The sequence below is a fragment of the Pseudomonas sp. TE12234 genome (assembly GCF_054061835.1).
Map to the genome: position 1 here is coordinate 18482 of NZ_JBSSEP010000009.1, position 22364 is coordinate 40845.

The 22364-nt window shown below is 61.3% G+C and carries 20 protein-coding genes; 6 read left to right on the forward strand and 14 right to left on the reverse strand.

Translation table 11 applies throughout. The features are described 5' to 3' along the window. Window positions 1–102: 102 nt before the first annotated feature. Window positions 103–1296: a pyridoxal phosphate-dependent aminotransferase gene (locus ACVWYU_RS15490; protein WP_457373050.1), complete on the forward strand. Its 1194-nt coding sequence runs from the start codon at window positions 103–105 to the stop codon at window positions 1294–1296. 26 nt (window positions 1297–1322) lie between these two features. On the opposite strand, the gene ACVWYU_RS15495 is transcribed toward ACVWYU_RS15490, so the two are convergent. The 7 genes from ACVWYU_RS15495 to ACVWYU_RS15525 form a co-directional block, all read right to left on the reverse strand. Then, window positions 1323–2297 (reverse strand): 2-hydroxyacid dehydrogenase, encoded by a 975-nt coding sequence (locus ACVWYU_RS15495; protein WP_457373051.1) that lies wholly within the window; start codon window positions 2295–2297, stop codon window positions 1323–1325. Between the two features lie 21 nt (window positions 2298–2318). Beyond that, entirely contained in the window at window positions 2319–3617 is a 1299-nt protein-coding gene (locus ACVWYU_RS15500; protein WP_247255703.1) for an MFS transporter, read from the reverse strand. A 121-nt stretch (window positions 3618–3738) separates the two neighbouring features. After that, window positions 3739–4725, reverse strand: a complete 987-nt coding sequence (locus ACVWYU_RS15505) for a sugar kinase (protein WP_457373052.1) — start codon at window positions 4723–4725, stop codon at window positions 3739–3741. Further along, a complete protein-coding gene (locus tag ACVWYU_RS15510) occupies window positions 4718–5500 on the reverse strand; it encodes a sugar phosphate isomerase/epimerase family protein (RefSeq protein ID WP_457373053.1) in 783 nt (260 codons plus the stop codon). Before ACVWYU_RS15510 ends, ACVWYU_RS15505 begins: the two co-directional genes overlap by 8 nt. 167 nt (window positions 5501–5667) lie before the next feature. Continuing rightward, window positions 5668–6693 (reverse strand): LacI family DNA-binding transcriptional regulator, encoded by a 1026-nt coding sequence (locus ACVWYU_RS15515; protein ID WP_457373054.1) that lies wholly within the window; start codon window positions 6691–6693, stop codon window positions 5668–5670. A gap of 139 nt (window positions 6694–6832) precedes the next feature. Next, on the reverse strand, window positions 6833–7441 hold the full coding sequence (locus ACVWYU_RS15520) for a LysE family translocator (protein ID WP_457373055.1): 609 nt from the start codon (window positions 7439–7441) through the stop codon (window positions 6833–6835). 52 nt (window positions 7442–7493) lie between these two features. After that, complete coding sequence (locus ACVWYU_RS15525) at window positions 7494–8333, reverse strand: AraC family ligand binding domain-containing protein (RefSeq protein ID WP_457373056.1); 840 nt, start codon at window positions 8331–8333, stop codon at window positions 7494–7496. 216 nt (window positions 8334–8549) lie between these two features. Here ACVWYU_RS15525 and ACVWYU_RS15530 point away from each other — a divergent pair, with 216 nt between their 5' ends. Beyond that, complete coding sequence (locus ACVWYU_RS15530; protein WP_457373057.1) at window positions 8550–10217, forward strand: fibronectin type III domain-containing protein; 1668 nt, start codon at window positions 8550–8552, stop codon at window positions 10215–10217. A gap of 39 nt (window positions 10218–10256) precedes the next feature. On the opposite strand, the gene ACVWYU_RS15535 is transcribed toward ACVWYU_RS15530, so the two are convergent. The 3 genes from ACVWYU_RS15535 to ACVWYU_RS15545 all read right to left on the reverse strand — a co-directional run bounded on the left by ACVWYU_RS15535 (window position 10257) and on the right by ACVWYU_RS15545 (window position 15295). Next, window positions 10257–10898 carry a DUF1345 domain-containing protein gene (locus ACVWYU_RS15535; RefSeq protein ID WP_457373058.1) on the reverse strand — a complete coding sequence of 214 codons (642 nt, stop codon included), beginning with the start codon at window positions 10896–10898 and terminating at the stop codon, window positions 10257–10259. 125 nt (window positions 10899–11023) lie between these two features. Beyond that, window positions 11024–14122 (reverse strand): multidrug efflux RND transporter permease subunit, encoded by a 3099-nt coding sequence (locus ACVWYU_RS15540; RefSeq protein WP_457373059.1) that lies wholly within the window; start codon window positions 14120–14122, stop codon window positions 11024–11026. A gap of 15 nt (window positions 14123–14137) precedes the next feature. Continuing rightward, a complete protein-coding gene (locus tag ACVWYU_RS15545; protein ID WP_457373060.1) occupies window positions 14138–15295 on the reverse strand; it encodes an efflux RND transporter periplasmic adaptor subunit in 1158 nt (385 codons plus the stop codon). A 294-nt stretch (window positions 15296–15589) separates the two neighbouring features. Between ACVWYU_RS15545 and ACVWYU_RS15550 the strand changes: the two genes are divergently transcribed. Together ACVWYU_RS15550 and ACVWYU_RS15555 are read left to right on the forward strand one after the other, a co-directional pair. Beyond that, window positions 15590–16291, forward strand: a complete 702-nt coding sequence (locus ACVWYU_RS15550) for a response regulator transcription factor (RefSeq protein WP_090322183.1) — start codon at window positions 15590–15592, stop codon at window positions 16289–16291. A gap of 4 nt (window positions 16292–16295) precedes the next feature. Next, complete coding sequence (locus tag ACVWYU_RS15555) at window positions 16296–17594, forward strand: ATP-binding protein (RefSeq protein ID WP_247255694.1); 1299 nt, start codon at window positions 16296–16298, stop codon at window positions 17592–17594. A 160-nt stretch (window positions 17595–17754) separates the two neighbouring features. Here ACVWYU_RS15555 and ACVWYU_RS15560 read toward each other — a convergent pair whose 3' ends face one another. The 3 genes from ACVWYU_RS15560 to ACVWYU_RS15570 all read right to left on the reverse strand — a co-directional run bounded on the left by ACVWYU_RS15560 (window position 17755) and on the right by ACVWYU_RS15570 (window position 19598). Next, a complete protein-coding gene (locus tag ACVWYU_RS15560; protein ID WP_457373061.1) occupies window positions 17755–18516 on the reverse strand; it encodes an anti-sigma factor family protein in 762 nt (253 codons plus the stop codon). Then, window positions 18513–18998: an RNA polymerase sigma factor gene (locus tag ACVWYU_RS15565; RefSeq protein WP_390959943.1), complete on the reverse strand. Its 486-nt coding sequence runs from the start codon at window positions 18996–18998 to the stop codon at window positions 18513–18515. The genes ACVWYU_RS15560 and ACVWYU_RS15565 overlap by 4 nt, the downstream gene beginning before the upstream one ends. A gap of 66 nt (window positions 18999–19064) precedes the next feature. Then, complete coding sequence (locus ACVWYU_RS15570; RefSeq protein WP_457373062.1) at window positions 19065–19598, reverse strand: tetratricopeptide repeat protein; 534 nt, start codon at window positions 19596–19598, stop codon at window positions 19065–19067. 268 nt (window positions 19599–19866) lie between these two features. On the opposite strand from ACVWYU_RS15570, the gene ACVWYU_RS15575 reads away from it, so the two are divergent. Together ACVWYU_RS15575 and nudC are read left to right on the forward strand one after the other, a co-directional pair. Then, window positions 19867–20679: a crotonase/enoyl-CoA hydratase family protein gene (locus ACVWYU_RS15575; RefSeq protein ID WP_457373063.1), complete on the forward strand. Its 813-nt coding sequence runs from the start codon at window positions 19867–19869 to the stop codon at window positions 20677–20679. Between the two features lie 7 nt (window positions 20680–20686). Beyond that, window positions 20687–21517, forward strand: coding sequence for an NAD(+) diphosphatase (gene nudC / locus ACVWYU_RS15580; protein ID WP_090322171.1), 831 nt, complete (start codon window positions 20687–20689; stop codon window positions 21515–21517). Here the strand turns inward: nudC and ACVWYU_RS15585 are convergent. After that, on the reverse strand, window positions 21485–22264 hold the full coding sequence (locus tag ACVWYU_RS15585; protein WP_090322170.1) for a TSUP family transporter: 780 nt from the start codon (window positions 22262–22264) through the stop codon (window positions 21485–21487). The two genes, nudC and ACVWYU_RS15585, sit on opposite strands and share 33 nt — an antisense overlap. Window positions 22265–22364: the final 100 nt, after the last annotated feature.

Below are 22364 nucleotides of genomic sequence, written 5' to 3' on the forward strand. Positions count from 1 at the left end.
ATTCGTCGCGCAACGCCCGTCCGTCGAATGGAATGCGGTACTGGCGTGTCTCATGATTTGAGATAGGGTTGTGGCTTGGAACCCGCGCGACAGGAGAACCACATGCGCTATTCAGCCTTGACCCATCGAATCGCCGGTGACGGTGCGGCGGCCTGGCAGATTCATTACCGAGCGCTGCAATTGCGCGAACAGGGTGCCGATGTACTGCTGTTATCGGTTGGCGATCCCGATTTCGATACCCCCGGACCCGTGGTGCAGGCGGCCATCGACAGCCTGCTGGCGGGCGATACCCATTACTCGGAAGTCCGTGGCCGTCGAGGCTTGCGCGACAGCATTGCCCGACGTCATCGGCGCACCAGCGGCCAGGTGGTGGACGCCGAGCATGTGGTGGTACTGCCCGGTGCCCAGAGCGCGGTGTATTCAGTGGCGCAATGCTTGCTCGATCCGGGCGATGAAGTGATTGTCGCCGAGCCGATGTACGTCACCTATGAAGGGGTCATGGGGGCGTGTGGCGCCAAAGTGCTGCCGGTGGCGGTACGTCCGGAGAATGGCTTTCGGGTCGACCCGGCGGATGTGGCGGCGCTGATCACCACAAGGACCCGTGCCATTTTGCTCAACAGTCCGAACAATCCTTCGGGCGCCAGTTTGCCGCTGATGGTCTGGCAGGAACTGGCTTTGCTGTGCATCCGGCATGATTTATGGCTGATCAGCGATGAGGTCTACAGCGAGCTGCTCTACGAAGGCGAGCACATCAGCCCGGCGAGCCTGCCGGGCATGGCCGAGCGCACCGTGACCATCAACAGCCTGTCCAAATCCCATGCCATGAGCGGTTGGCGGGTGGGGTGGGTGATCGGGCCCAAACCCCTGAACGACCATCTGGAGCATCTGTCGCTGTGCATGCTGTTTGGCATTCCGGAGTTCGTGCAGAAGGCTGCGCAGGTGGCGCTTGATGAAGATCTGCCGGAAGTGGCGTTGATGCGCGAGGAATATCGCCAGCGCCGTGACCTGGTCTGCGCGAGCCTGAACCATTGCCCGGGCCTTCGCGCGGTCAGGCCCGATGGCGGAATGTTCGTGATGATAGATGTACGCCAGACCGGATTGAGTGCCCAGCGCTTCGCCGAGCGGCTATTGGAAGGTTATGGCGTGTCGGTGCTGGCGGGCGAAGCGTTCGGGCCCAGCGCCGCGGGGCATATTCGCCTTGGCCTGGTGGTCGACCAGCAGAAACTGGCCGATGCATGCCGGCGAATTACCCTGTGTGCGGCGGACTTGATGCAACCGCGTGCGGTTTTCGGTTAAACCATCCAGTGTGTTGGACGGGGCCCTTAACGCCAGGCCAGTGGATTGACCAGATTCGCCGGCCGCTGACCCGCCAGCGCCGCCAACAGGTTGTCCACCGCACACCGGGCCATGGCTTCCCGCGTTTCATGGGTGGCCGAGCCCATGTGCGGCGTGGCCACCACATTGTCCAGTTGCAGCAAAGGCGAGTCGTGATTGAGCGGCTCGCGCTCGAACACGTCCAGCCCGGCGGCGCGAATCTGTCGTTCGCTCAGGGCCTGGATCAGCGCCGCTTCATCCACGACTTTGCCCCGTGAAATATTGATGAAGATGGTCTCTGGACGCATCAGCGCGAACTGCCGCGCACCGATCAGCCCTTCGGTTTCGGCGGTCAGCGGCAGGGTCAGGCAGACAAAGTCAGCCTGCTGCAAGAGCTCGTCGAGGCTGCCGTACCGGGCATTGAACCGCTGTTCGACCGCCGGTTTCGGTGAGTGGCTGTGGTAGATCACCGGCATGCCGAAACCGAAATGCCCGCGCTGGGCCAGGGCTTCGCCTATGCGCCCCATGCCGATGATGCCCAGGGTCTTGCCGTGCACATCACTGCCGAAATGCGCGGGGCCGATGTTGCGGGTCCACTGGCCGTCGCGAACCATGTTCGCCAGTTCCACCACACGCCGCGCGGTGGCCAGGATCAGGGCGAACCCGGTGTCGGCGGTGGTTTCGGTCAGCACATCCGGCGTGTTGCTGAGCAGGATGCGCCGTTCGGTCAGGTAGTCGATGTCGTAGTTGTCGACGCCCACCGAGACGCTGGCGATGGCTTTAAGTTTCGGCGCCAGGTCAAGCAGTTCGGCATCCAGCTTCAGGCTGGCGCCGAGGAGGCCCTGGGCACGGGGCAGGGCGTCGCGCAGCTTGGCCAGCCCCTGGGCATCGAGGCTTTCGATCAGTGTCACTTCAGCCTGCTCGTGCAAGCGAGCCATCAGCGATGGCGACAGTTTTTTGTATAGAACGACCTGCTTTTTCATCCGGGTTCTCTCGACATCAATTCATGGGTGGGCGGCGGTGCGACGGGTCAGCGCGACCGTGGGACGCTCCCGGTCGCTGGCGCCGGGCTTGAGGCACATCGTCAGCACCACCGAAAGCATCAGCGCGCCGCTCATCAGTAAATAAGATGCGCCGGGCGAGCCGGTGGAACTGTTCAGGTAGCCGACCAGGTAGGAGCCGCCGAACGATCCCAAGGCGCCCATGCTGTTGATCAGCGCCATGGCGCCGCCCGCGACGTTGGACGGGAGGATTTCCGGAATGATCGCGAAGAAAGGGCCGTAAGGCGCGTACATGCAGGCACCGGCAATCACCAGCAGGGTGTAGGACCACCAGAAATGTTCGGCGCCCAGGGCGTAGGAACCGTAGAAAGCGATGGAAGCAATCAGCAGCGGCGGCCAGACGAAGCGTTTGCGTTTTTGCAGCTTGTCCGAACCCCAGGACACCAGCAGCATGCCGATCACCGCCGCCAGGTAAGGCAGGGCCGAGAGCCAGCCGGCTTCGATCATGTCCATTTGCGCGCCGGCCTTGAGGATCGACGGCAACCACAGCACAAAGCCGTATACGCCGATGCTCCAACAGAAAAACTGCAGGGCCAGGAGGATGACTTTGCCGGAGCGGAACGCTTCAGCGTAGTTTTTCACCGCTTTGATGCCGACCTGCTCGGCCGCCAGGGCGCTTTCCAGATCAAGCTTTTCCTGGTCGTTGAGCCACTTGGCCTGGGAGGGACGATCATCGGCCAGACGCCACCAGATAAAGGCCCAGAGCACCGCCGGCAAACCTTCGATGATAAACATCCAGCGCCAGCTGAAATGCTGTACCAGATAGCCCGACACCACCGACATCCACAGCATGGTCACCGGGTTGCCGAGGATCAGGAAGGTGTTGGCCCGCGAGCGTTCGGCACGGGTGAACCAATGGCATAGATAGATCAGCATCGCCGGCATCACCGCGGCTTCGACCACGCCGAGCATGAAGCGGATGACCACCAGCCACCAGGCGTTGGAGACAATCCCGGTCAAGGTCGCCAGGCCTCCCCAGAGGATCAGGCTGACGAAAATCAGTTTCTTCACGCTGTGTTTCTGCGCGTAGATCGCCCCTGGCACCTGGAAGAAAAAGTAACCGAGGAAAAACAGCGCGCCGAGCATCGACGACAGGCCCGGGGTGATCATCAGGTCCGCGGCCATGCCAGAGGCGGCGGCGAACCCGTAGTTGGCGCGATCGAGGTACGCCAGGCTATAGGTGATGAACACGATGGGCATGATGTACCACCAGCGGCGGGTGGCGAGCGTTGCGGTTTTCATGGTGGTGCTCCTGAGCTTGTTGTTTTTGTCGCAGCAGGTAACGGTTTCAAATCTTCAGTGACTGGGCGGGCCTCATCGCGGGCAAGCCCGCTCCCACAGGATCGGTGGTGTTCCTTTTTATTTATGTTCGACACAAATCCCCTGTGGGAGCGAGCTCGCTCGCGATGGCGGCCTCAAATTCAACGGACATTTCAGCTCGGGTTGGCAACCCCTCCATGTCCCCGCGGCTCTGCACCGCGCGGCTGCCAATCCAGTTGGCACGCTTCACCGCCTCGGCAAAGCTGTGGTTTTCCAGGAGCGCGCTGATCATGCCCACGGCAAAGCCATCACCGGCACCCACGGTGTCGACCACGGTTTGCACCGGCACTCCGGCGACAAATCCGGCATCCAGTTGCGTGCGGTAATAAGCGCCGTGGGGGCCAAGCTTGATGGCGACCGCTTCGGCGCCCTGGTCGAGGTAGAACGCGGCGATGTCGGCCGGGTCTTCGAAGCCGGTGAGCAGGCGTCCTTCGCTCAACCCTGGCAGCACCCAGTGGGCGAGGGCGGCGAGGCGGTTGATCTCGCTGATCATCAGTTGCTCGCTGGCCCACAGGCCGGGGCGCAGGTTCGGGTCGAACGACACGCTACGGCCGGCATCGCGCATGCGGGTCATCAATTCGAAGGACATCTGCCGCGCCGTTTCCGACAGCGCCGGTGGAATGCCGGTGGCGTGCAGGTGCCGGGCGTTGAGCAATTCAGGCACGATCGAATGCGCCGACAAGTGACTGGCCGCCGAGCCACGGCGGAAGTATTCGACCACCGGGTCGCTGCCATCGTCAGTGCGCGACTTGAGCTGAAAACCGGTGGGGTGCGCGGGGTCGATGTCGACGTGGCGGCAATCCAGGCCTTCTTTCTCCAGGGTATCGATCACGAATCGGCCCAGCGAGTCGGCACCGACCCGGCTCAGCCAGGCCACCTTGAAGCCCAGTCGCGACAAACCGATGGCGACGTTGCTGTCGGCGCCGGCAATGCGTTTGTCGAAAGCGCTGACGCAGGCCAGGTCGCCGGCCTGCTCGGCGACGAACATCGCCATGGTTTCGCCGAACGACAGAATATCGATCTCAGACATGAGCGTTCTCCAGTTGCGCTTGGCCGAGTCGGGCGAGGGCGCTGACGTGTTCGTGGGTCAGTTGCACCAGGTCGTCGCCTTGCAGCGGGTATTCAACCGCTCGCATAACCCCTTGGGCCATGTGCCGCAGCAGGTGTTCCCACTGTTGCAAGTCAACGGCGGTGGGGGGGATGGCCACCTGCTTGCCGTCGGCACGACGCGTCACCGCTTTGCAGTGCACGTAACCGACGTGGCGACCGAGCAGCCGTGCGGCGCTGGCGGCCGACTGGTCTTGCCAGTGCCAGTTGCCGATGTCGAAGGTCATCTTGATCGGCAGGTGGTGTTGCTCGACTTGGGCGAAAAAGCGCTGGAACGGTTCGATTCGACCACCGTGCAAGGTCTGGTCGTTTTCCACCAGTAACTGCACGGTGCTGTCGCCGAGCACCCGGGTCAGGGCTTGCAGGTCACCGTTATCGGTGAAATAGCCGAGCGAGACTTTCAGCCATTTGGCGCCGAACGCGTGGGCGCGCTGCAGGGCGATGATCAGTTGCGGATTGGGTTTGGACTGCCCGGCCAACCACAGCTCCATGGGCGAGGAATACACGCTTTCGAGGCCTTGGGTCCGCGTCGCTTCGGCCAGTTGTACCGGGTCCTCGACCGTCAGCAATTCTTCGCGCCATTCAATGTGCGTGGCGCCAGCGGCGGCCAGGACGTCGATGAAACTGCCCTGGCCGCGCTGACGGACCAGATCGGCACCGTAGCTGGACAGGCTGATGGAAACGGCGGGTTTGTTCATTGTTTTTCTACCTCTGAAACCGGTTTCATTTTTGTTCAAAAAAATAGTGATCTTTAGGGCCCCATCGCGGGCGAGCCCGCTCCCACAGCGTTTTGTGTCGTCCACAAATGGTGTGTACCCCAGAGACTCCTGTGGGAGCGGGCTTGCCCGCGATGGGGCCAGAACATTCACCGCAAATTCCCAAGGGTGGACCCTCTAACAATCAGCCGCGCCGGAAAATCCAGCGTGCGCACCGCCCCATCATCCCCGCGCAACCGCTTGAGCAAACACTCGAACGCACTGGCGCCAATCGCCGTGGTCGGCTGGGCGAGGGCGGTGATGCCGCTGCCCACCAGCGGGTACCACTCCAGATCATCCAGGGCGATCAGGCCCACGTCTTCAAACAGGTTGCACTTGAGCTCACGCAGCGCATGGGTGCTGGCCAGTGCCGCAATCCCGTTGGCGCAGAACAGCGCTTTGGGACCCGGTCCGGGTGAGTCGAGAAAGGCTTTGAGTTGTGCGCTCAGATCGCTGCCGGTTTCGACCAGCGTGCCGCGCAGGGCCGGGCGTTGTTCGATGTGCGCCTTGAAGCTGGCGACCCGCTCGATGCGTGAACTGGTGCCGTCAAAGGGTTCGGTCACCAGCAACACATCGCGGTAGCCGCGTTCTTCAAGGTGGGCGAGGGCCATCTCGACCGCTGCGGGGTTGTCCAGGCCCACCATATCGCTCTCCAGGTGCTCGACCTTGCGGTCCACCAGCACCAGGGGCATTTCACGGTGCAGTTCGAGCAACTCGTCACGGTGATGGCCGAGGGTGTTCACGATCAGGCCTTCGATGTTGTAGGAGCGCAGCAGGGCCAGGTGCTGGCGTTCCTGCTCGTCGTCGCGGTCGGTGTTGCACACCACCAGGCTGTAGCCGTGCTGACGGCAGGCGGTTTCCACCCCGTGCATCACGGCAATTGAATAAGGGTTGCGGATATCGGCCACCAGCATGCCGATCAGGCGGGTGCGTCCGCGTTTGAGGCCACGGGCCATCTGGTTCGGGCGATAACCCAATTCGGCAATGGCTTGCTCGATGCGCTGGGCGATGGCATCGGAGAGCAGGGCGCGGTCGTCGCCGATGAACCGCGAAACGCTGGCCTTGGAGACCTTGGCGTGTTCGGCCACGTCGAGCATGGTCACGCGGCTGCGCTGGGCGGCGGAGAAATCGTTCACGGTCTGAAACCTTCTTATTGGATTTATCAGGTCGGGTGCGTGTGCTGCACCTCTGAAACCGGTTTCAGAAGACACCAAAAGCCAATTCGCCGTCAAGCCCCGGATGAACAATTGTCCGACAACCGGCGACGAGTGGCGCTTACCCCAGCACGCTCCACCACGCCGAACCCAGCAGCAACAGGGCCATGCCACGGTTGAAGCGTTGCACGGCCGTTGCCGAACGCAACCAGCGCGAGGACACGGCACCGAGCAGCGCCCACGCGCTCAGGCATGGCACCGCAATCACGAAGAACGCCAGGGAAAGGTAGAGCACATGGACCAGTCGATTTTCGTCTACTCCGGCAAACACACTGACCACCGCCAGCGCCATCAACCAGGTCTTCGGGTTGATCCATTGCAGGCCGGCAGCGCCCCACAGTCCAAGGCGTGCATCGGTTGCTTGAGCGCTGATGGCTTGGGCCGGAGCGCTAAAAATCTGCCAGGCCAGATAGGTCAGCCACCCTGCACCGACCCATTGCATGACGGTTTGCAACAACGGCCAGGCCGTCAACGCAGACCCGGCCCCGGTACCCACCAGCAGCACAAGGACTGCAGCGCTGGCGCAGGCACCGAGGATGATCGGAATGGCCGCCGCCACGCCGAACCGGGCAGTGTTGCTCAGCAGCAGAATATTGGTCGGGCCGGGCGTGATCGCAGCGACAAAGGCAAACAGCAGGAAGGGCAGTAACGTCGGAAAAGAGGCGAACATCGCGGGCAAACTCCGGTGAAGATCAGTGAAGCCGATCTTCACAATCCCGGCGTTACCTGTCTGGAAGATTTGAGCAGCGCTTGCGGTACAGCGCCGGTGTCAGGCCGTAGGCACGGACGAACCAGCGGCCGAGATGACTCTGGTCGGCGAAGCCCAGCGCCATGGCCACCGCCGCTGGTTGTTCGCCTTGGGCCAGCATTCGCCGAGCCTTGGCCAGACGCAATTGCACGAGATAGGCGTGGGGCGCGATGCCATAGGCGGCCTTGAACGCACGGGTCAGGCGGAAACGGTCGACGCCGGTAGCCGCAGCCAGTTGATCGAGGCCGATGTCGTACTGGGCGTTGGCGTGCAGGTATTCCCGGGCTTTCTGCGCCACACGGGGCAGGCGTGGGTCTTCGCCATAGCGGGTGCGCCAGTGCAAATGGCAGGTCAGGCGTTCGAGCAAACCATCCAGGGCGGTTTGCCGGACGATTTTCAGTTCGCCGCGATGCAGGGTTTCGAAGGCCAGGCTGGTGGCCTGAGCCAGGCGTGCGTCGGTTGCCAGGGTGTTGGCGAAGCTCAATTGGCCGTGGTCGGGGGCCTTGTCGAACACGGCGGCGAGTTCGCGCTGCAACCACTGTGGGTCGAGGTACAGCATGCGGTAGGTGAAACCGTCATCGGTCGGGGCTTCGCCGTCGTGAATGTCTCCCGGCTCGATCAAGAACACCTTACCCGGTGTGCTTTGGTGCCTGGCTCGCCGGCAGTTGAATTGCTGCACACCTTGCTCGGTCACGCCGACCAGATAGCTGTCATGCCAGTGCGGGTCGTAGGCGTGGCCTTCGAAATGCGCACGCAGGGTCTCGATGCCGGTGTCGGCATCCTGGGCCAGGTCGATCCAGTTGTGAGACGTCATGCTGCACCTGTGAGATGGATTTTTTTCGGCTCATTTAACGCTCGTATCGCGGGTGACGGCTAGAACGTTTGTGCACTGGATATCGATTGTCACCCCCCACAAGCCGACCCGCTTTAGCACAAACACACTGCATTGCCACTCACAGTTCTGATAGTGGTGCAGTTGACTCGGGTGTTTTTTACTAATGGGAATTTACTTGTGCAGAGGCTCCAAGACATGAACCAGTTTGACTCCGCTTCATCCGCCGTCGGCACTGCAACGGATGAGGTTCAAATTTGTGCTCCGGGTAATTTGAAAGGCGCACGAAATGCCCCGACAAGTGCCTTGTTGAGTTGGGACGAGCCCTATTCAACCTGCAAGCTGTGTCCGGATGCCATTGGTTATGAAGTGTTCGGAGAAGGTATTCAAACAAGAAGCGTGACCCGACCGCCTGTTGAGTTGACGGGGTTAAACCCAGATTCCGAGTACCTGCTTTACGTCAAGGCAATAGCTGCCAACAATAATATTTCGCAGCCTGGTCCGTTGCGCTTGTTCAAGTTCAAGTTGCTCGCGCCCACCAGACCGGGCCCTCTGGAACTGAGCGATTTAACCAGTACCTCTGTAAAAGTGAGCTGGACCCCTTCCACTGACAATGGCGGGGATATTCGCTATAGAGTTTTTCTGAACGACTTTCTCATCAAGCAGACCGCCCAGCCATATGTCCTGATTGCGCACCTGCAAAATCATAGCGACTATCGGGTCAAGGTACTGGCGATCAATGCAGCAGGCAGTTCGGAACCTGTTGCGATTGCTTTTAAAACCCGCCTGCGACCCCCAACCAATCTGAGGTTCAGCCACTTCAACGGGATCTGTAGGCTGGCGTGGGACCCACTATTCAAAAAACGCCCGACCCATGAAATATCCATCAACGGCAAAAATTTTACGGCTGCCCCTGGTCGCTGGGGCTACAACTTCAAGTTGTCGGATCTATCCTCGGGACCAGCTCCGCATCACTTCAAGTTTGCGGTACACGCCCGACTTGACGGAGACAGCTCTGAAGTGATGACTCTGGAGGCGACACTGGCCGACACAATCCCTCCAAGCCAGCCTGGAGCCCCCGTCGTCACTGATGTAACAGACACTTCCGCAAAAATATCCTGGGAGCCCTCGAGCGATAACGCGGCTGTCACCGGCTATCGGATTACCTTGAACGGATTTCTGGTGTTCAGTAGTCCGGACACTGAAATGACCTTCAATAGTTTGACCCCGGGTGCCTATCACTACGTTTTCGTGCGCGCCCGTGACAAGGAGGGAAACCTCTCCCAGCGCAGCCCGATAAGCGTCTTCAAAACAACAGGGCAGGCGCCTGCGCCTGGACCCAATGCACCGACTGTCAGTATCAGTGCACTGGGCTCCAGCTCAGCCAGCTTGGAGTGGGAATTCTCGGAGGGTGATTCGGCAACGGGCGTAAGAATCTTGAAGGATGACGAACACCTGAAAGACGTGTTGTTCATTCAAAGTATTCACCTCAATAACTTGATTCCGGACACGGAGTACAAGATCAGCGTCAGTGCTTTTGACATATACGGGCAGTTATCCGAACCCACTGTCATTGTTTATGAACCCCGGGACCTCATCCCACCCAGCACTCCGGGAAACCTGCGCAAGATGAGTTCGACCCTTGATTCCGTCACGCTCGCCTGGGATGAATCCACCGATGACGTCGGTATTTGTGATTACGTTATCTACAACAATCAGCAGTATTTCGATCGCACACCATTGACCCATTACACTGCCGTTGACCTGACTCCCGGTACATACTCATTTGAGGTGTGTGCGCTGGATCTCAGCGGTAATCACTCCGCGCCTGCGTCGGCAAGGGTTGAAATCGAGGGCGCACCTTAGTTCAACGCGCCCCGGAGATAACCACTGACCAATGACGAGTTACCCAAATAGCCCTGCGGCGATGTTGATCGAAAACCCGAGAATGGCCGTGTTGAACAAAAACCCGATCAGCGACTGCGCCAGCACGATCTTGCGCATCTCACGGGTCGCCACGCCCACATCGGACGTCTGCACCGCCACGCCGATGGTGAAGGAGAAGTACAGGAAGTCCCAGTAATTGGGGGTGGTCAAGCCCTCGGCAAAGCGCAGCGCCGGCTCCTTGCCTTGCCAGGTGTAATACAGCCGCGCGTAATGCACGCTGAAAATCACCCCGATCAACAGCCACGAACCGATGACCGTCAACGCGGTGAAACCGTAATGCAGAAGTTTGCGGGTGATTTCCAGGTCCTTGCTGCCGGCCAGTTCGAAGGTGATGGTCGCCAGGCTGGCAATCGCCGCAATGCACACCACGAACAGCACCAGCCCGGCGTTTTCGTCTTCGATGTCGGCAATGCGTTTCACATCCGCCGCTTTGGAGCGCACGACGAGCCAGGACATCAGGATCAGGTAAGTCCAGACCCCGGCATTCCAGCCGATGAGTATCTTGCTGATGACCGAATCGGCCGGAACCAGAATGCCCGCCGCGATGCCCAGTGCCAGGGCGGTGGACAGGCGAGGGTGGGTGTGGGTGAGGAAGGGCATGAGCGCTCGATGGGTCGGGGTAGTGCCAACACCTTAGCCCAGGGCGGTCGGTTGTGACCACAATCCTCACACCATGAAGCCCTTGTGGGACCGAGCAGGCTCCCACAAGTCATCGGTGGTATTGATCAGATGTTTTTGTGGCGTTTACGCACCAGCTTCATCACCACCACAAAAAACACCGGCACGAACACCACCGCCAGGGTCGCGGTGATCATTCCGCCAATCACCCCGGTGCCGATGGCTTGCTGGCTTGCCGAACTTGCGCCGGTGGCAATCGCCAACGGCACTACGCCAAGGATGAACGCCAACGAAGTCATGACAATCGGCCGCAACCGCAGGCGCGCGGCCTGCAACGTGGCATCGATCAAGTCATGGCCTTCGTCGTACAGGCTCTTGGCGAATTCGATGATCAGGATCGCGTTCTTCGCCGACAGACCGATGATGGTGATCAGCCCGACCTTGAAGAACACATCGTTGGGCATGCCGCGCAAGGTCACCGCCAGCACCGCGCCGAGCACGCCCAATGGCACCACCAGCAGCACCGAGGTCGGGATCGACCAACTCTCGTACAACGCCGCCAGGCACAGGAACACGATCAGCAGCGACAAGCCGAGCAGGATAGGTGCCTGGCTGCCGGACAAGCGTTCCTGCAACGACAACCCGGTCCATTCCTGACCCAATCCCGCCGGGCCCAACGCGACCAGTCGCTCGATCTCCGCCATGGCTTCGCCCGTGCTGTGACCGGGTTTCGGTTCGCCGGAAATGGCGATCGCCGGGTAGCCGTTGTAGCGGGTCAATTGCGCCGGGCCCTGGGTCCATCTGGCCTGGACGAACGCCGACAGTGGCACCATGTCGCCCGCGTTGTTGCGCACGTGAATCTTCAGCACATCCTCGACCTGACTGCGTTGATCGCCTTCGGCCTGCACCACCACCCGCTGCATCCGCCCCTGATTGGGGAAGTCGTTGATGTAGGTCGAGCCAACGGCGGTGGACAGCACGCCACCAATGCCGGCAAAGGACACCCCCAGCGCATTCGCCTGTTTGCGGTCGACGATCAGTTGCACTTGTGGCGCTTCGGCCAGGGCGCTTTCGCGCACGTTCATCAGGATCGGGCTTTTCTCGGCGGCGGCCAGCAACTCGGTGCGGGCGCGCATCAGCGTGGCGTGACCGAGGCCACCGCGATCCTGCAGGCGGAACTCGAAACCGCTGGAGGTGCCGAGGCCGTCGACCGGTGGCGGCAGCACCGCAAAGGCCATGGCGTCCTTGATCTGGCTGAGGGCGATGTTGGCGCGGTCGGCAATCGACCCCGCCGAGTCGTCGCTGCCTCGCTGCGACCAGTCCGTGAGCGTGGAGAACGCCAGCGCGGCATTCTGTCCACTGCCGGAAAAGCTGAAACCGAGAATCACCACACTGTCACCGATACCGGGTTCGCCGGCATTGTGCGCCTCGATCAGCTCAGCCACTTGCACCGTCCGATTCTTGGTCGCGCCCGGCGGTAATTGAATGTCGGTGATGGTATAGCCCTGGTCTTCCACCGGCAAAAACGAGGAGGGCAGGCGCACAAAGCACAGAGCCAAACCCACCAGCAGCACACCGTAGATCAACAGATAGCGGCCGGTACGCTTGAGTGCATAGGCGACCCAACCCTGATAACGCTCGGTGAGTCGTTCGAAACGACGGTTGAACCAGCCGAAGAATCCACCTTTCTCGTGATGCTCGCCCTTGGCAATTGGCTGCAACAGCGTCGCGCACAGTGCCGGGGTCAAGGTCAGGGCAAGGAACGCCGAGAACAGGATCGAGATCGCCATCGACAGCGAGAACTGGCGGTAAATCACCCCGACCGAGCCCTGCATGAACGCCATCGGAATGAACACCGCCACCAGCACCAGCGTGATGCCGATGATCGCGCCGGTGATCTGCTTCATCGCCTTGCGTGTCGCTTCCCTGGGCGACAGGCCTTCAGTGGCCATGATTCGCTCGACGTTCTCGACCACCACAATCGCGTCGTCCACCAGAATGCCGATGGCCAGCACCATGCCAAACATGGTCAGTACGTTGATCGAGAAACCCAGCGCGAGCATGGTCGCAAAGGTGCCCATCAGCGCCACCGGCACCACCAGGGTCGGGATCAGCGTGTAGCGGATGTTCTGCAGGAACAGGAACATCACCGCGAACACCAGCAGCATTGCTTCGCCGAGGGTGTAGACCACTTTAGTGATCGAGACTTTCACAAACGGCGACGTGTCGTACGGGATCTTGTATTGCACCCCGGCCGGGAAGTAGCGCGACAGTTCATCCATCTTCGCCCGCACCCGCGTCGCGGTGCTCAGGGCGTTGGCGCCGGGCGACAGTTGTACGCCGACGGCGGTCGAGGGCTTGCCGTTCAGGCGCGTGGAAAACTGATAGTCCTGGCTGCCGATCTCGACCCTGGCGACATCGCCGATGCGCACGGTGGAGCCATCGGGGTTGGCCTTGAGCACCACGTCGGCGAATTCCTCCGGCGTCGACAGCTGGCCCTTGACCAGGATGGTCGCGGTGATTTCCTGGGTGGTGCGGCTCGGCAAGTCGCCGATGCTGCCCGCCGAGACCTGGGCGTTTTGCGCCACGATGGCGGCATTGACATCGGCGGGCGTCAGGTTGAATCCGAGCAGTTTCTGCGGGTCGATCCAGATGCGCATCGCCCGTTCGGCGCCGTACAGCTGTGCCTTGCCGACGCCGTCCAGACGCTTGATCTCGTTCATCACGTTGCGCGCCAGGTAATCGCTGAGCGCCACATCGTCGAGCTTGCCGTCGCTGGAGGTCAGGGTGATCAACAGCAGGAACCCGGCGGAGACTTTCTCGACCTGCAAGCCTTGTTGGGTCACCGCTTGCGGCAGGCGCGATTCCACGACCTTCAAGCGGTTCTGCACATCGACCTGGGCCATTTCCGGATCGGTGCCGGGCTGGAAGGTCGCCTTGATCGTGGCACTGCCCAGACTGCTTTGAGATTCGAAATACAGCAGGTGATCGGCGCCATTGAGTTCTTCCTCGATCAGGCTGACCACGCTCTCGTCCACGGTCTGCGCCGAGGCGCCGGGGTACAGGGCATAGATTTCGATCTGCGGCGGCGCGACGTCGGGGTACTGCGCCACCGGCAACTGCGGTATGGCCAGGGCACCGGCCAGCAGGATGAACAACGCCACCACCCAGGCAAACACCGGGCGGTCGATAAAGAACTGCGGCATAAACAAGCGTCCTGCTTACTGGTCAGAAACCTGGGCGAGTGGAAGAGGGGAGTCGTCGATCTGCACTTTTTCACCGGGTCGGGCGTGTTGCAGGCCTTCGACGACAATGCGGTCGCCGGGCTTGAGACCGCCGGTGACGACCCAGCGATCGTTTTGCACCGGGCCCAGTTCGACCGGTTGCTGGCCGACCCGCTGCTGGTCATCGAGCAGCAGCACCTGCGCCACCCCGGCGCTGTCACGCTGGATGGCCCGTTGCGGCACGCTGATGCCTTGCTGATTGACCGCCTGCTCCAGGCGCACGCGCACGAAACTGCCCGGCAGCAGGTCGAGGTCCGGATTCGGGAATTCGCTGCGCAGGATGATCTGCCCGGTGCCTGGATCGACCGTGATGTCGGTGAACAGCAACTTGCCCGGCAACGGGTACAGGCTGCCATCGTCCTGGATCAGCGTGGCCCTGGCCTGTCCTTGACCGACTGCTTTCAACTGACCGGAGCGGAATGCCCGGCGCAGGTCGTTGAGTTCGCGGGTCGACTGGGTGAGGTCGGCGTGGATCGGGTTCAGTTGTTGTATCAGCGCCAGCGGCGTGGTTTCGTTCTGCCCCACCAGCGCGCCTTCGGTGACCAGCGCGCGACCGATGCGCCCGGAGATCGGCGCGGTAACGGTGGCGTACCCCAGGTTGAGGGTTGCCCGGTCCACCGCGGCCTTGTTGGCGGCGACGTCGGCCGCCGTTTGTCGCTCGGCAGCGCGCGCGTTGTCGTAGTCCTGGCCGCTGATGGCCTTGTCGTTGATCAACTGGGCGTAGCGTTGCGCTTGCAGTCTGGCTTGGTACGCATTGGCCTCGGCCTTGCGCAATGCCGCTTCGGCGCTTTCCAGGTCGGCCTTGAACGGGGCCGGGTCGATGCGAAACAGCACATCGCCTTTCTTCACGTCGCTGCCTTCGCGGAAGGTGCGCTGCAACACCACGCCGGCCACGCGGGCCCGCACTTCAGCGATGCGTGGCGCCACGATCCGCCCGCTCAGTTCACTGCTGATCGACAGCGGTCGGGCTTCGATGGTTTCGATGCGAACGGTGGCCAACGGTGCCTGTTCTTCGGCGTTGGAGGACTTGTCGCAGGCGCTCAGCGTCAACGCCAGCGCTACAAGACTGAGCCTGGCAAGCAGATTTTTAGACATGAATGACCCCAATAATGACCCCAGCATCCTACTGGGCGCCGGCGAGGGTAGCGGTGAAGCTTTGTAGGCGCTGTGTGAAATTGTGTAAGGGTTTTACTCAGGTGTGCGTGTGGGCGTATATCCTGCAGGCCTTGATTTCATTTGCGCTTGGTCGACTGCTATCGCGAGCAGGCTCGCTCCCACAGTGGTTCGGTGGTGTTCACAGAACTTGTGCCCACTTGAGGTCTCTTGTGGGAGCGAGCCTGCTCGCGATTGCGGTCTATCAGGCGCCACAGCACTTTCTGGAACACCCACATGCCCAACATCCTCCTGGTCGAAGACGACACCGCACTCGCCGAGCTGATTGCCAGCTACCTGGAACGCAATGGCTACTCCGTCAGCGTGATCAGCCGTGGTGATCATGTGCGCGAGCGGGCGCGGCTCAATCCGCCGGACCTGGTGATCCTCGACCTGATGCTGCCGGGGCTGGACGGCCTGCAAGTGTGTCGCCTGTTGCGCGCCGATTCGGCGAGCTTGCCGATCCTGATGCTCACCGCCCGCGACGACAGCCACGATCAGGTGCTGGGCCTGGAAATGGGTGCTGACGATTACGTCACCAAACCCTGCGAACCGCGCGTATTGCTGGCCCGGGTCCGCACCTTGCTGCGACGCAGCAGCCTCAGTGAACCGCAGACCGCCAACGACCGCATCCTCATGGGCAACCTGTGCATCGACCTGTCCGAACGGACCGTGACCTGGCGCGGACACTTGGTCGAACTGTCCAGCGGCGAATACAACCTGCTCGTGGTGCTGGCCCGGCATGCCGGCGAAGTGCTGAGCCGCGACCAGATTCTGCAACGCCTGCGCGGCATCGAGTTCAACGGCACCGACCGTTCGGTGGACGTGGCGATCTCCAAGCTGCGACGCAAGTTCGACGATCACGCCGGCGAAGCGCGCAAGATCAAGACCGTGTGGGGCAAGGGCTACCTCTTCAGCCGTTCCGAGTGGGAATGCTGAGCCGATGTTCAGAATCCTCTTTCGCCTGTACCTGGTGACCATCGTCTCGTTCAGCGCCGCCATTTACCTGGTGCCGGACCTGGTGATCAAGGTCTTCCACGAGCGTTTTGTCACCTACAACCTCGATTATTCCCGAGGGCTGCAAACCCTCATGGTCAAGCAGTTCAAGGCGGTTCCGGTCGAGCAGTGGCCAGCCCTGGCAGCCGAAATGGACGAGGATTTCCGGCCGCTGCACATTGTGCTCAGCAGTAATGACGACGCCAGTTTTTCCGTTGATGAACAACAACGTTTGCAACGCGGTGAAAACGTGGTGCGCATCGGCGACTGGGGTTGGCGCACCCTGGCGGTGGCGCCGCTGAATGAGCGCACCGTGGTGCAAATGGTCGTACCGCCGGACCCGCTGGACGTCAACCTGCTGTACTGGAGCATCAACGTGCTGATCGGCGCGACCATGCTCGCGTGCCTGTTACTGTGGCTGCGTCCGCACTGGCGCGATCTGGAGCGGCTCAAACGTGCCGCTGAGCGCTTCGGCAAGGGCCACTTGAGTGAGCGCACGCAGATTGCCCCCAGTTCCAACATCGGCAGCCTGGCGAACGTCTTCGACACCATGGCCGGCGATATCGAAAACCTGCTGAATCAGCAGCGTGATTTGCTCAACGCGGTTTCTCATGAACTGCGCACGCCGTTGACGCGCCTGGACTTCGGCCTGGCCCTGGCCCTGTCCGACGACTTGCCGGCCACCAGCCGCGAGCGCCTGCAAGGGCTGGTCGACCACATCCGTGAACTCGATGAGTTGGTGCTGGAACTGCTGTCCTACAGCCGCCTGCAGATCCCGGCGCGGGTGCCGGAGCAGATCGAGGTGTCGCTGGACGAATTCATCGACAGCATTCTGGGCAGTGTGGATGAAGAACAATCACCGGAGATTGTCATCGACGTGCTGCTCCATGGTCAGCTCGAACGCTTCAGCCTGGACCCGCGCCTGACCGCTCGCGCCTTGCAGAACCTGCTGCGCAACGCTATGCGTTACTGCGAAATGCGCATTCAGATTGGCGTGCAGGTGTGCCCCAAAGGTTGCGAAATCTGGGTGGACGATGACGGCATCGGCATTCCGGATGATCAGCGTGAGCGGATTTTCGAGCCGTTCTATCGGCTGGATCGCAGTCGTGATCGGGCCACGGGCGGGTTTGGCCTGGGGCTGGCGATCAGTCGTCGTGCACTGGAGGCGCAGGGCGGTACCTTGACCGTCGAAGCATCGCCGCTGGGTGGAGCGCGATTCCGGTTGTGGTTGCCGACGCCGGCCTGACACTGCATACCTGGCAAACGATCTGAAGGCCGCCGCCCTGTGGCGAGCGAGTTGGCCCCGGGCATTCTTTCAGATAGACCGCGTAAGCAGGATTTACGACGGCTGCGCCGCCGAGCGGGAGCAAGCTCCCTCGCCACAGAGATTCGTGCATAGCGGAAGATCAGGCGCTGAATCGACTGCGCAGCGTCGTGGCCATCGCCTCCAGTTCTGCCGGCGGGTTATGCCCGATCAGCATCCAGGCGTGGTGCATGTCCGACCAATAGATAATGTTCATGCCGTGCCGACGCTCCCGGGCGACATGTCGGCTGCCGCTGCTGGAAAGGGTGATGCACAGCGCCAGGGGGCCATGGACCGGGTCCAGGTAGGTGATCTGGGCGATCGGCACGTCATCGTATTCAAGAATTTGTGCACGCTTGAATTCGACCCGGGGCAAACTCAACTGCGCGGGTGCGAGTTTCAGGCCCAGATGCTCGTCGAGCGTCTGCAACTGCGCACGCTGAGTGGTTTCATCGCTGGGCAGGTGCTCCAGAGTCTGCGGTACGTAGAGCGCCATGTAGTCAGCCACCAGCCCGCGCCAGTTGCTGGTTTGCTGACTTTCCTGCCAGCCCAGGAACAGCCGGTCCGCCAGCACGCCACCGGCCACCAGCCCGGCGGCTGCCGCCAGGAACCAGCGACGGCTCAGCGGTGGGCGTGCCGGTGAGGGCAGGGTGTCGAGCATGGCTTGCAGGCGATCCACGGGGGCCTGTCGACTCAGTTGACTGAACGCATCCTTGAACGGCAGGCTGCTGCGATCCAGCCATTGCAGGCGCAGGCCGATCATCGGGTCTTCGGCAATGGCCGCGTCGATGCGTGCCCGCTGTTCGGTATCGAGCTGGTCATCCAGATAGGCCACCAGTTGCTCATCCGAGAGTTTCGCGTTCATCGACGTTCTCCGCTGGAAGGGTTCGGCACCGATTGCAATGGCGGGTACTCGGCCAGTTTTACCCGCGCCGCGGCGAGGCGACTCATGACGGTGCCAATCGGTACTTGCAGGACCTCGGCGACTTCGCGATAGGACAAACCCTCGACATACGCCAGAAATACCGTTTCCCGTTGGGCCTCGGGCAGCGCATCGACACGGCGAATGACCTGCGACGCCAGTACATGGGTCTGCGCCACGTGCTCGCCGTCAAACGACAAGGCATTGTCGGTATCGACTGTCCCTTGTCCCTGACGAACCCGCCGCGCGCGCACTTCGTTGATCCAGATCGAATGCAGGATGCTCATCAGCCAGCGGTCCATCCGTGTTCCCGGTTCATATTGCCCGGCCCGTTCCAGTGCGCGCACGCAAGTGGCTTGCACCAGGTCTTCGGCGACATGCCTTTGTCGGGACAACAGCAGGCCGTAGCGCCATAAACGCGCCAGGTGCTGGCTCAGTTCTGCCCGTATTGCCTGATCGCTGGCGATGGCGACCTCCGTCCGTTCGGGGTGTCAGGTTTTCGATGAGTCGTTGATGGCTTCTGCCAGGTCCTGGTATTCCTCGCAGGAGGTGTTGCCGCAAATCGATTTGATCCGCTGCAACTGTTCCTGGGCCAGGTCCAGGCGGCCTTTGACCACATAGGCTTCGCCGAGGTATTCGCGGACCTTCGCGTACTGCGGGTCGAGTTTGACCGATTGCAGGTAGTAACCGATGCCTTCGTCGGTGCGCCCCAGTTTACGCGTGGCGTAGCCGCGATAGTTTAACGCCTTGGCGGTGTTGGGGTCTTGGAGCGTATCCAGCAGCGCCAGGGCTTCTTCGTAACGACCGTCCTTGGCCAATTGATAAGCGTAATCGGTACGGTCGGCGTCAGACACCGCTTTACTGGTTTGCAGGACGCATTTTTGCGTTTTTTTATCCAGGACCTGGCCTCGAGGGCATTCGGGCTTGGCGGGGGCGTTGTCATCGCCGTGGGCCAGCGCCAGGGAACTGGCGAGCACGGTGGCAATCAACAACGGAACGGTGAAAACTGAAAAACGGCTATTCATGGACAATGCTCCACAGGGATCAGGGCCGGGACATCGAGCAAGCCGAAAACCTCGACATGTTCTGCAGGTACCCGTCTGGAGGTAAACACTGCAGCGTGAACAATTATTCATTCCGTTGTGGAGTTCTTGGCAAGGAAAGCACAAATCGAGGAGGGGCATGCTTGATCGCCGAGAAGTCCCGCTTTTGGCCGAACCGCTGCCTTACTGCCTGCCGCCGTGCCTTGTTATAGTTCGGGCCTAATTTTTTGCCCGCTAAAGGATCACTGGCATGTCCCAATACACAGCATTCAACGTCGAACTGGTCGATAAAATCGCCCATGTGCAGATCAATCGCCCGGAAAAGATCAATTCGATGAATGCTGCGTTCTGGAGCGAGATCGTCGAGATCTTCCAATGGATCGACGACACCGACGAAGTGCGGGTGGTGGTTCTCAGTGGCGCCGGCAAGCATTTTTCCTCTGGCATCGACCTGATGATGCTGGCCGCCGTGGCCAATGAAATGGGCAAGGATGTCGGGCGCAACGCGCGCCTGCTGCGACGCAAGATTCTCAATCTGCAAGCGTCGTTCAATGCCGTCGACAACTGCCGTAAACCGGTACTGGCCGCCATCCACGGCTACTGCCTGGGCGGTGCCATTGATCTGATCGCCGCTTGCGACATGCGTTACGCCGCCGAAGATGCCCAGTTCTCGATCAAGGAAATCGACATCGGCATGGCTGCCGACGTCGGCACGCTGCAACGCTTGCCGCGGATCATCGGTGACGGCATGCTGCGCGAACTGGCTTACACTGGTCGCACCTTTGGTGCCGAAGAGGCGCGGGGCATGGGCCTGGTCAATCGCGTTTACAGCGACAGCGCCAGCCTGCTTGATGGCGTCATGGGCATTGCCCGCGAGATCGCCAGCAAGTCGCCGATTGCCGTCATGGGTACCAAGGAGATGATCAGCTACATGCGCGATCATCGCATCGATGATGGCCTGGAATACGTCGCCACCTGGAACGCCGCCATGTTGCAATCCACCGACTTGCGCGTGGCCATGGCCGCCCATATGAGCAAACAGAAACCCGAATTTCTGGATTGATTGAAAAATGACTTCACGCTGGACCACTGCAGTACTGGACACCGATCAACCCGGCGGCTGGGCCGTGGCGCGTAGCCCCGAAGGCTTTTTGTTCGATGACAATGGCGCGCTGTTCCCCCGTGAATGGCTCAAGCGCCAGGACCTGGCGATTCTTGCCGAGCATGGCATCGGTCATCTCGATGGCGAGCCGGTGTATCTGCTGGAGTTGCGCAGTCACAGCGAAGTCCCGGGCTGTCAGTGGAAAGGCTTGCGGGCGTTCATGCTCGAAGGCGATCACACGATTTACAAGGTGCTCGCGTACGCCGCGCAGATCGGCACCTGGGCCCGTGAGCATCGCTTTTGCGGTAATTGCGGGCAAGCCATGAGCCAGGTGCCGCGCGAGCGGGCGATGTATTGCCAGCCATGCGATCTGCGCAGCTATCCACGGATTTCGCCAAGCATGATCGTACTGGTGACCCGTGGCGACGAAATCCTCCTGGCGCGTTCGCCACGGTTTGTCAGCGGGGTCTACAGCACGCTGGCAGGCTTCGCCGAGCCGGGTGAGTCAGCCGAGGATTGCCTGATTCGCGAGGTTCGCGAAGAGGTGCGGATCGAGGTCAAGAACATTCAGTACATGGGCAGCCAGTGCTGGCCGTTCCCGCACTCGATGATGCTCGGTTTCCATGCCGAATACGCCGGTGGCGAGATCGTCTGTCAGGAAGACGAGATCGAAGACGCCCAGTGGTTCAACGTGCACGAGCTGCCGCCGTTGCCGGCGTCACGCTCGATTGCCCGTTACCTGATCGACGTCTACGTGGCGCGGCGCTTAGGCCATGCTGAACCAGTGTTGCCAGGCTAGCCGCACGGTCAGGCCCAGCACCACGGTGATGAACACCGGACGAATGAACTTCGCGCCGCCGCTGATGGCGGTGCGAGCGCCGAAGAAGGCGCCGACCATCAAGGACGAGCCCATGCTCAAGCCGATCACCCAGTCCACCTGACCGGAAAAAATGAAAATCGACAGCGCCGCCGCGTTGCTGACGAAGTTCATGCTGCGCGCTACGCCGCTGGCCTTCACCAGGTCGATGGGGTAGAGCAGCAGGCTGCTGACGGTCCAGAACGCCCCGGTCCCCGGACCGGCGACGCCATCATAGAAGCCGAGGCTGAAGCCTTGGGTCGATTGCCAGGTTTTCTTGATCGGTGCGTCGCTGTCCAGCGGCGCTTTCGGCGTTCCGCCAAACAACAGATAGACACCGCAAGCAAAGACGATCACCGGGAGCATCTTGTTCAGCCACTCGGCCGGCAGGTAGTGGGCGACCACGGCACCGCTCAGCGCGCCGACCAGGGTGCCGACGATGGCGTGAGTCCACTGCCTGGGATGGAACAGCTTGCGGCGGTAGAAGGTGAAACTGGCGGTGGCCGAACCGAAGGTCGAGCTGAGCTTGTTGGTGCCCAGGACCAGGTGCGGGGGCAGGCCGGCAGTCAGCAACGCAGGGGTGGTCAACAGGCCGCCACCGCCGGCAATGGCGTCGATGAATCCGGCTACAAAGGCAACAAGGGCCAGAATGGCCAGGGTGGTGAGATCAACACTGAGTTCGAAAGGCATGGAATCGGCTTATTCGGCGGTGGCAGCAAGGGGCTGCGCAGAAGGGCGGTTATCTTACCTAGATCCTGATTCTGCGGCGACTGGTCTGGCCTTTCATCTG

Bases quoted from the DNA above. Each gene is read 5' to 3' on its own strand.
- ACVWYU_RS15490 (WP_457373050.1), top strand. From the start codon at position 103: ATGCGCTATTCAGCCTTGACCCATCGAATCGCCGGTGACGGTGCGGCG.
- ACVWYU_RS15495 (WP_457373051.1), bottom strand. From the start codon at position 2,297: ATGAAAAAGCAGGTCGTTCTATACAAAAAACTGTCGCCATCGCTGATG.
- ACVWYU_RS15500 (WP_247255703.1), bottom strand. From the start codon at position 3,617: ATGAAAACCGCAACGCTCGCCACCCGCCGCTGGTGGTACATCATGCCC.
- ACVWYU_RS15505 (WP_457373052.1), bottom strand. From the start codon at position 4,725: ATGTCTGAGATCGATATTCTGTCGTTCGGCGAAACCATGGCGATGTTC.
- ACVWYU_RS15510 (WP_457373053.1), bottom strand. From the start codon at position 5,500: ATGAACAAACCCGCCGTTTCCATCAGCCTGTCCAGCTACGGTGCCGAT.
- ACVWYU_RS15520 (WP_457373055.1), bottom strand. From the start codon at position 7,441: ATGTTCGCCTCTTTTCCGACGTTACTGCCCTTCCTGCTGTTTGCCTTT.
- ACVWYU_RS15525 (WP_457373056.1), bottom strand. From the start codon at position 8,333: ATGACGTCTCACAACTGGATCGACCTGGCCCAGGATGCCGACACCGGC.
- ACVWYU_RS15530 (WP_457373057.1), top strand. From the start codon at position 8,550: ATGAACCAGTTTGACTCCGCTTCATCCGCCGTCGGCACTGCAACGGAT.
- ACVWYU_RS15535 (WP_457373058.1), bottom strand. From the start codon at position 10,898: ATGCCCTTCCTCACCCACACCCACCCTCGCCTGTCCACCGCCCTGGCA.
- ACVWYU_RS15540 (WP_457373059.1), bottom strand. From the start codon at position 14,122: ATGCCGCAGTTCTTTATCGACCGCCCGGTGTTTGCCTGGGTGGTGGCG.
- ACVWYU_RS15545 (WP_457373060.1), bottom strand. From the start codon at position 15,295: ATGTCTAAAAATCTGCTTGCCAGGCTCAGTCTTGTAGCGCTGGCGTTG.
- ACVWYU_RS15550 (WP_090322183.1), top strand. From the start codon at position 15,590: ATGCCCAACATCCTCCTGGTCGAAGACGACACCGCACTCGCCGAGCTG.
- ACVWYU_RS15555 (WP_247255694.1), top strand. From the start codon at position 16,296: ATGTTCAGAATCCTCTTTCGCCTGTACCTGGTGACCATCGTCTCGTTC.
- ACVWYU_RS15560 (WP_457373061.1), bottom strand. From the start codon at position 18,516: ATGAACGCGAAACTCTCGGATGAGCAACTGGTGGCCTATCTGGATGAC.
- ACVWYU_RS15570 (WP_457373062.1), bottom strand. From the start codon at position 19,598: ATGAATAGCCGTTTTTCAGTTTTCACCGTTCCGTTGTTGATTGCCACC.
- ACVWYU_RS15575 (WP_457373063.1), top strand. From the start codon at position 19,867: ATGTCCCAATACACAGCATTCAACGTCGAACTGGTCGATAAAATCGCC.
- nudC (WP_090322171.1), top strand. From the start codon at position 20,687: ATGACTTCACGCTGGACCACTGCAGTACTGGACACCGATCAACCCGGC.
- ACVWYU_RS15585 (WP_090322170.1), bottom strand. From the start codon at position 22,264: ATGCCTTTCGAACTCAGTGTTGATCTCACCACCCTGGCCATTCTGGCC.